This is a genomic window from Pseudomonas sp. GL-B-12 (genome assembly GCF_019955895.1).
In the GTDB taxonomy this organism is placed as follows: Bacteria; Pseudomonadota; Gammaproteobacteria; order Pseudomonadales; family Pseudomonadaceae; genus Aquipseudomonas.
Map to the genome: position 1 here is coordinate 46,534 of NZ_JAHBCX010000040.1, position 9,859 is coordinate 56,392.

Genomic DNA, 9,859 nt, shown 5'->3' on the forward strand with positions numbered 1-9,859 from the left:
GTGGCGATGAAACAGTTAGAAATAACATTTCGCTCTATACCTGCACTCAACTTTCTATATGTCTTTTAAAAACAGCTAGTTGAGCTGTCAAACACCAGTCGTCTGTTTTAGTGACGTTAAATTGACAAATATTTGCTATGGAACTTTAGTCTTAGTTATCGGGGGGCCGCCCGCCTGAAACCTGCCATCGCTTTGGCAACGCAAGGCGCGGTGATTCTCCTGAGAGGAGCAGAATCATGTCGATCATTTCGTTCTTTTGCAGAGGGAAGGGGCTGTCCAGGACGTTCGCCTTCACTTCCAGATTCCATGGCCCGCCCAGGGCTCGAATCCGCTCTGCCTGATCGCCCGGCGAGCAATTCATTTCGCGAATTCCAGGCGCGTATCCCGGGTCACGGGTAACGCCAGAGCTCTCGCTAAAAAACATAACCAACACACTGCGCAAGCCAGCACTTGACTTGGCGCGGGAGGATTTTCTCGTCCCGTGCCTTGACCCAGACAGATCGAGGGCAATCCAAAATGGCCAATTTCAACAAGTCGGACCTGGAGTTCATTCTCCAGCAGATTTTCATCGCGGAAGCGGATACTGCCGGCCAGTCGCTCGCCAGCCTGATACCGAACCCGGAATTTGCTTTCGGTCTGCGCACGGTCGACGGGACGTTTAACAACCTGAGACTGGGTCAGAGCGAGTTCGGCGCAGCCGACAACATTTTCCCGCGCTTGACCACTCCAGTCTTCCGCCCGGCTGAGGCGGGCACCTCTTACACCCAGACCAGCGGCCTGGTGATCGACTCGCAGCCGCGCACCATCAGCAACCTGATCGTCAACGATACCGCCACCAACCCGGCGGCGGTCGCGGCCACGTTCGATCCCGGTCTGGATGGCATCCTCGGCACGGTTGACGATGTCTTGAAGGCCGGTGCGCAGGTGGTTACTGGAACCCGTACCGACGGCACGACTTTCCAGACCTTTTTCATTCCTAACGTGGCGCCGGACGCGGGCCTGTCCGCGCCGTTCAACTCGTGGATGACCTTCTTCGGTCAGTTCTTCGACCACGGCCTCGATCTGGTAACCAAGGGCGGCAGCGGCACGGTGTTCATCCCGCTGCAGCCGGACGATCCGTTGTTCGTTCCGGGTAGCCCGACCAACTTCATGGTGTTGACGCGGGCCACCAACCTGCCCGGGCCCGATGGCATCCTTGGCACCGCCGATGACATCCACGAGGCTTCAAACACCACCACGCCGTTCGTCGACCAGAACCAGACCTACAGCTCGCATCCCTCGCACCAAGTGTTCCTGCGCGCCTATGAATTCGATGCCGCCGGCAAGCCGATGGCGACCGGCGAACTGATCACCAATCGTGACCTGGGCGCCGATGGCCTGTTCGGCACGGCCGACGACGTCGCAATCGGCGGGATGGCCACCTGGAAAGTGGTGAAGGCGCAGGCGCGCGACCTGCTTGGCATTAATCTTACCGATGCCGACTTCGACAACGTGCCGCTGCTCGCCACCGATGCCTACGGCAATTTCATCAAGGGCCCGAACGGCTTCCCGATGGTCATGATGAGGGGCGCGGATGGTATTGCTGATACCGCCGATGATGTTCTCGTCGAGGGTAATTCTGCTGCGCCGATCAGCCTGGTCAATGCCGTGCGCACCGGCCACCAGTTCCTCATCGATATCGCCCACAACGCCGTTCCGGTGGACAGCCAGACCGGTGCGCCACTGACGGCCGATGCCGACCTCGTTGCCGGCGGCCCGCTGGCCGCAGGCTTCTACGACAACGAGCTGCTCGACGCGCACTACATCGCCGGCGACGGCCGGGTCAACGAGAACATCGGCCTGACCACCGTCCACTCCATCTTCCACTCCGAGCACAACCGGCTGGTCCAGCAGACCAAGGACACGATCCTCGCCTCAACGGCCGCCGGCGACCTGACGTTCCTGAACCAGTGGCTGCTGACGCCCGTCACGGCTGTTCCTGCTGATCTGTCGACCTTGAACTGGAACGGTGAGCGCCTGTTCCAGGCGGCCAAGTTCGGCACTGAGATGCAGTATCAGCATCTGGTGTTCGAAGAGTTCGCGCGTACCGTTCAACCGCAAGTCGACGCCTTCCTAGACTTCGATGACACGATCAATCCGTCGATCGTCGCCGAGTTCGCGCACACGGTCTTTCGCTTCGGCCACTCGATGCTGACCGAGACAATCGACCGGCTGGACCCCAACTTCGTCTCCAGCGAGATCGGCCTGATTCAGGCCTTCCTCAACCCGCTGGCGTTTGCGACCAGCGGCCCGACCCCGGAGCAGGCGGCCGGCGCCATCGTCCGCGGCTTGACGCGCCAGGTCGGCAACGAGATCGATGAGTTCGTCACCGAAGCGGTGCGCAACAACTTGCTGGGCCTGCCGCTCGACCTGCCCGCCCTCAACATCGCGCGCGGCCGCGATACCGGCATCCCGTCCTTGAACGCGGCGCGCCGTGAATTCTACGCCGGCACCGGCGACAGCCAGCTGAAGCCCTACACCAGTTGGGTCGATTTGGTGCAACACCTGAAGCACCCGGAATCGCTGATCAACTTCATCGCCGCCTACGGCACGCACGCCTCCATTACCAGCGCCACCACGCTCGACGCGAAGCGCGCAGCGGCCACGCTCCTGGTGTTGGGCGGCGTCGGTGAGCCGGCGGATCGCCTGGACTTCCTCAACAGCACCGGCGTCTATGCCAACCTGGCAAATGGGGCAACCATTACCGGCGTTGATGCCATCGACTTCTGGATCGGCGGCCTGGCCGAGGAAAAAATGCCGTTCGGCGGCATGCTCGGCTCGACCTTCAACTTCGTCTTCGAGGACCAACTCGAGAAGCTGCAAAACGGCGACCGGCTCTACTACCTGCACCGCACCCAGGGACTCAACTTCCTGAGCGAGCTCGAGAACAACTCGTTCGCCAAGATGGTGATGCTCAACACCGACGCGACCCATCTCCCGGCCCTCATGTTCTCGAGCCCGACCTTTACCCTTGAGGTCGACCCGGCCAGGCAGTTCAACCGGAGCGTGATTGCCGGTCCGGACGGCATACTGGGCACCGTCGATGACCTGCCCGGCAATGCCGATCCCACTGGTGGCATCATGATCAACGGCGTCGAGGTCACGCCGCTGGTCATCCGCGACAATCCCAACACGGTCGGCCCTGATACCAACTACCTGCAGTACACCGGCGAAGACCATGTGGTGCTCGGCGGCACCGCCGGCAATGACATTCTCGTTTCTGGCGACGGCGACGACACGCTCTGGGGCGACGCCGGCAATGATCGCCTCGAAGGCGGCTATGGCAACGACGAGATCGAGGGTGGCGATGGCGATGACATCATCACCGACATGGGCGGCGACGACGTCATCCACGGAGAGGCCGGCAACGACGTCATCCACGGCGGCAACGGCACCAATATCATTCTCGGCGGCGCCGGCAACGATTTCATCGTCACCGGCGAGGACTTTTCGGAGGTCTTCGCTGGCGCTGGCAATGACTTCATGCTCGGCAGCCGGCTGAACCTACAAATGATGGGCGGCGATGGCGACGACTGGATCGAGGTCGGGACCCAGGACGGCGCCCCCGGCGACAATTTCGCCGGTAACCTGCCACTGGCTTTGCTGGCAGAGTTGACCGGCGGCAACGACGTCTTCAGCGGTGACGGCGGCTTCGATGAAATGATCGGTGAAGGCGGCGATGACATCTTCATCGGCAGTGAGGGCCCGGACAAGATGTTGGGCATGTCCGGTTTCGACTGGGCCACCTACAAGGATGATCATTACGGCGTGACTGTGGACATGAGCCGTGTCGCCTTCGAACAATCGGCCCTGTCGCCTTCAGTTGCAGGCGTGCATACCACATTCCCCCAGGTGGAAGGTCTGTCGGGGTCGGCGTTCAGCGACATGCTGACCGGCGATGATGCCGACGCGGCCACGATCGCCGCTGCCGGTGTCCCAGGCAGCGTGCTCACCAATATTGACCTCGTCAACGGTCTGCGGGCGTTTCTTGGCGCGGCTGCAGCCGGCCCGGACGGAATCCTGGGCACGGCAGACGATCAGTTCGGCGCGGGCAACATCCTCCTCGGCGGTGGTGGCAGCGACATCATCGAAGGCCGCGGCGGTGACGACCTGATCGACGGCGACATGTGGCTGAATGTGCGCATCAGCGTGCGCCAGAACCTTGATGGAACTGGGCCGGAGATTGCCACCTTCGACAGCATGGAGCCCATGATCCCGTTTATGCTCGATGGTACCTTCAACCCCGGTCAGCTCGTCATCGTCCGCGAGATCCTGACTGCTGCCCCCGCCTTTGACACGACCTTGTTCACTGGCAACCGGCTCGACTATACCGTCACCACTGTGGGCGGCGTGACCACCGTGGCCGACAGCGTCGTCGGGCGCGACGGCACCGACCGCCTGACCAATATCGAGCGGCTGCAGTTCAACGATCAGTCGCTCACCCTGCCAGGCGGGGTCGGGCTCAACAACGACCCGCTGGGCTTGCTGACCATACTCGATGCTGCCAGCAACACCCCGGACGCTACGCCGACCACGGGTCAGTTGCTGAGGGTGTCGGCTGCCGGCGTGACCGATGCCGACAACGCCGGCGGTGCCATCACCGGACCGATCGCCTTCTACTGGCAGTTCGAAGCAGTCCCGGGTACGGGCGTCTTTCAGGACATCACCCGTCTTGCGGACGGGGGCGCAGCATTGGCGCACATAACCGGGCCGACCTTCAGGGTGACCCCGGATCTCGCCGGGCTGGAATTGCGCGTCAGGGCCGTCTATAAGGATCAAAATGGTGTGCTTGAGACTGCGTTCTCTGCTCCAACCGCAGCGGTCGTAGCCGGCGTTGCTCCGCCAGCGGCAGCCCCGCTGCCGGTCGAGACTCCGGTCGCCAGCACCGGTGTGCACTATATCCGGGCCGATCTGCAGTTCATTCTCGATCAGATTCTGATCTCGGAAAGGAATGCGGCCGGTGAGGATCTTCTCAGCATGCTGCCGAATGCACGGGTGCCTTTGGGCCTGCGCACGGTCGACGGGTCGTTCAACAACCTGGTGGCGGGTCAGAACGAGTTCGGTGCAGCCGACACGGTCTTCCCGCGACTGGTTCCGGCGCAGTTCGATACGGCGGAGGCGGGCACCTCTTACGCCCAGACCAGCGGCCTGGTGACCGACTCGCAGCCTCGCACCATCAGCAATCTGATCGCCGACAACACCGCCACCAACCCGGCGGCGGTCGCGGCCACGTTCGATCCCGGTCCGGATGGCATCCTCGGCACGGTTGACGATGTCTTGAAGGACGGTGCGCAGGTGGTTACTGGAACCCGTACCGACGGCACGACGTTCCAGACCTTTTTCATGCCTAACGTGGCGCCGGACGCAGGTCTGTCCGCACCGTTCAATACCTGGATGACCTTCTTCGGTCAGTTCTTCGACCACGGCCTCGACCTGGTGACCAAGGGCGGCAGCGGCACGGTGTTCATCCCGCTGCAGCCGGACGATCCGCTGTTCGTTGCGGGCAGCCCGACCAACTTCATGGTGTTGACGCGGGCCACCAACCTGCCCGGGCCCGATGGCATCCTCGGCACCGCCGACGACATTCACGAGGCTGCAAACACCACCACGCCGTTCGTCGACCAGAACCAGACCTATACCTCGCATCCTTCACACCAGGTGTTCCTGCGCGCCTACGAGTTCAATGCCGCTGGCGAGCCGGTGGCGACCGGCAAGCTGATCACCAATCGTGACCTGGGCGCCGATGGCCTGTTCGGCACTGCCGACGACGTCGAAATCGGCGGGATGGCCACCTGGAAAGTAGTAAAGGCGCAGGCGCACGACTTGCTTGGCATTAATCTTACCGATGCCGACTTCGACAACGTGCCGCTGCTCGCCACCGATGCCTACGGCAATTTCATCAAGGGCCCGAACGGCTTCCCGATGGTCATGATGAGGGGCGCGGATGGTATTGCTGATACCGCCGATGATGTTCTCGTCGAGGGTAATCCGGCGGCGCCGATCAGCCTGGTCAATGCCGTGCGCACCGGCCACCAGTTCCTCATCGATATCGCCCACACCGCCGTTCCGGTGGACAGCCAGACCGGTGCTCCGCTCTTGGCTGACTTGGATGACGTTGCTGGCGGACCGGTGGCCGCAGGCTTCTACGACAACGAACTGCTTGACGCGCACTACATCGCCGGCGACGGCCGGGTCAACGAGAACATCGGCCTGACCACCGTCCACGCGATTTTCCACTCGGAGCACAACCGTCTGGTCCAGCACACCAAGGATGTGGCCATCGCCTCCAACGATGTCAACTTCCTGAACCAGTGGCTGATGCCCGATGCCCAATTGTTGGTGTTGCCAACAACCGCGGCTGAGATCGCTGCCCTGCACTGGAACGGAGAGCGCCTGTTCCAGGCGGCGAAATTCGGTACCGAGATGCAGTACCAGCACCTGGTGTTCGAAGAGTTCGCGCGTACCATTCAGCCGAACATCGATCCCTTCCTTGGCGAACACCAAAATTATCAAACCGAGATCGACCCGGCGATCGTCGCCGAGTTCGCGCACGCGGTCTACCGCCTCGGCCACTCGATGCTGGTCGAGACCATCGACCGGCTGGACCCCAACTTCGTCTCGAGCGAGGTCGGCCTGATTCAGGCCTTCCTCAATCCGCTGGCGTTTGCGGCCAGCGGCCCGACCCCGGAGCAGGCGGCCGGTGCCATCGTCCGCGGCGTGACGCGCCAGGTCGGCAACGAGATCGATGAGTTCGTCACCGAAGCGGTGCGCAACAACTTGCTGGGCCTGCCGCTCGACCTGCCCGCCCTCAACATCGCGCGCGGTCGTGATACCGGGCTTCCGACCCTGAACGAGGCGCGTCGTGAGTTCTACACCGCGACCGGCGACAGCAACCTGAAGCCCTACATCAGCTGGTCCGATTTGGTGCAACACCTGAAGCATCCGGAATCGCTGATCAACTTCATCGCCGCCTATGGCACGCACGCCTCCATTACCAGCGCCACCACGCTCGACGGGAAGCGCGCCGCAGCCTCTCTCCTGGTGTTGGGCGGTGCCGGCGAGCCGGCGGACCGGCTGGACTTCCTCAATAGCACCGGCGCCTGGGCGAGTGGCCCGACCGGCGTCACCATTACCGGTCTGGACAACATCGACCTCTGGATCGGCGGCCTCGCCGAGGAAAAAATGCCGTTTGGCGGCATGCTCGGCTCGACCTTCAACTTCGTGTTCGAGACCCAGATGGAGAAGCTGCAGAACGCCGACCGCTTCTACTACCTGGAACGCAACGCGGGGCTTAACTTCGTCACCGAGTTAGAGAACAACTCGTTCGCGAGACTGGTGATGGCCAACACGGATGCGACCCACCTCCCAGCCGTCATGTTCTTGACTCCGGCCTTTACCCTGGAGGTCGACCCGACCAGGCAGTTCAACGCGAGCGTGATTGCCGGGCCGGATGGCATATTGGTCGACAATCCATTGACGCCAGTCAATGAGGCCGCCGACAACCTGCCGGGCAATGCCGACCCTGTCGGCGGCATCCTCCTCACGCCGCTGGTCATTCGGGACAACCCTGCGACGGTCGGCCCTGATACCAACTACCTGCAGTACACCGGCGAAGACCATGTGGTGCTCGGTGGCTCGGCCGCCAATGACATTCTCGTTTCTGGCGACGGCGACGACACGCTCTATGGCGACGGTGGCAATGACCGCCTCGAAGGTGGCTACGGCAACGACTTCATGGTCGGGGGCGACGGCGACGACATCATCACGGACATCGGGGGCGACGACACCATTCATGGCGGCGACGGCAACGACGTCATCCACAGTGGCAACGGCGTGAATCTGAACCTCGGCGGCTTCGGCAAGGACTTCATCGTCACCGGTGAGGACTCCTCGGAGGTCTTCGGTGGCGCGGGCGACGACTTCATCATGGGCAGTATCGCCGACGAACAACTGATGGGTAACGAAGGTGACGACTGGATCGAGAGGGGAACGGCCGATGGTGCTCCCGGCGACAATTTCGACCCGAACGGGCTCGACTTGATACGCGGTAACGACATCTTCATTGGCACCGGCTCGCCCGACAGATTCATGGCCGAAGGCGGCGACGATATCATGTACGGCAACGGCGGTGCGGGCGACCGCTACCTGGGCGGTTCCGGTTACGACTGGGCCGGTTTCAAGGACGACCCGTTCGGCGTGTCCGTCGACCTGGGCCTCGCCGACATCGCTCTCGCTGCGCCATTGCCGGAGTTGGGCGCAACCGTGGCTCGGTTCCGTCAGGTGGAAGGTCTGTCGGGATCGCACTTCAGCGACATCCTGCGTGGCAATGATGCCGATGCCACCGTGATCGCGGCTGCCGGTGCTCAGGGCAGCGTGCTCACCAACTTCGACCTGATCAGCGGCCTGCGTTCGTTCGTCGGCACCGCCGGCAACGGCGCGGATGGCATCGCCGGCACAGCCGACGATCAGTTCGGCGCCGGCAACATCGTCCTCGGCGGCGGCGGCAGCGACATCATCCAAGGCCGTGGTGGCGATGACCTGATTGACGGTGACAAGTGGCTCAACGTACGTATCAGTGTGCGGCAGAACATTGATGGCACAGGTCCGGAGATCGCAACGTTCGACAGCATGGTCCCGTTGGTGCCGCTCATGCTCAACGGCACTTACAACCCCGGCCAACTCGTCGCCGTCCGTGAGATCCTGACGGATGCGCCTGACCCCCTTAACCCTGGCCATTCCTTCGACACGGCCCTGTACACCGGCCTTCTGGCCGACTACACCGTCATCGAGAACGTCGACGGCACGATCACCGTGGCCGACAGCGTCGTCGGTCGGGACGGTACTGACAGGCTCAGCAATGTCGAGCGGCTGCAGTTCGCCGATCAGTCGCGGGTCCTGGTGGCGGGCTTGAACGCCGAGCCGGTGGGCTTGCTGAGGATCAGCGATGGCACGCCGGCCGTTGGCCAAGTGTTGACGGTGTTGGCCGACACCGTCAGCGATGCGGACAATGTCGCTAGCGGAGGTGCGATCACCAGTCCCATCGCCTTCGTATGGCAGGTCGAGACAAACCCGGGCAGTGGTATCTTCGACGACATCGGTATTGCGCTCGGAGGCGGACTAGGAACCGCGACCGGTCCGACCTTCACGGTGACCGCGGCTGAGGAGGGACTGCTGCTGCGCGTCAGGGCCGTCTATCAGGACGCCCACGGCGTGCTGGAAAGCGTGTTCTCGGCGCCGACCGCGCCAACTGCGCCGCTCGGCGGCAGCCCCGTCAACGTCGTACCGGTTGGCACGGTGCTGATCAGCGATACGACCCCGACGGAAGGCTCCAGCTTGACCGCCACGGATGCGTTCACCGACGCCAACGGGACCACGACCTCGGTGATTACCCATCAGTGGCAGGCGGGGAGCGGTGCGGTCTTTGCCGACATCGCCGGCGCGACGGGCACGACCTTCACGCCCAGCCAGGTGCAGGTCGGTCAGCAACTGCGTGTCATCGCGAGTTACACCGATGACCTCGGCACACTTGAGCGAGTCACCTCTGCCGCAACGACAGTGGTCGGTGATCTGTTTGTCGGTACCGCCGGTGCCGACATATTCACCGGCACGGCAGGCGACGACGTGGCCAGCGGAGGTGATGGCAACGACATCCTGAACGGCTTGGGTGGCAACGACATCCTCAATGGTGACGCGGGCAATGACATTCTCATCGGGGGTACGGGTGCCGACACGATGGCCGGCGGTGTTGGCGACGATGTCTACGAAGTTACCGACCTTGGGGACGTGGTGACCGAGCTCGGCGGTGCCGGCAACGACACGG

Annotated in this window: 1 protein-coding gene; it reads left to right on the plus strand. The window is 62.8% G+C overall.

Features of this window, described 5'->3' with window-relative positions; translation table 11 throughout:
• Window positions 1-516 precede the first annotated feature (516 nt).
• Window positions 517-9,859: peroxidase family protein (locus tag KGA85_RS21560; protein WP_223533499.1), on the plus strand; the 9,343-nt coding region annotated here is incomplete at its 3' end.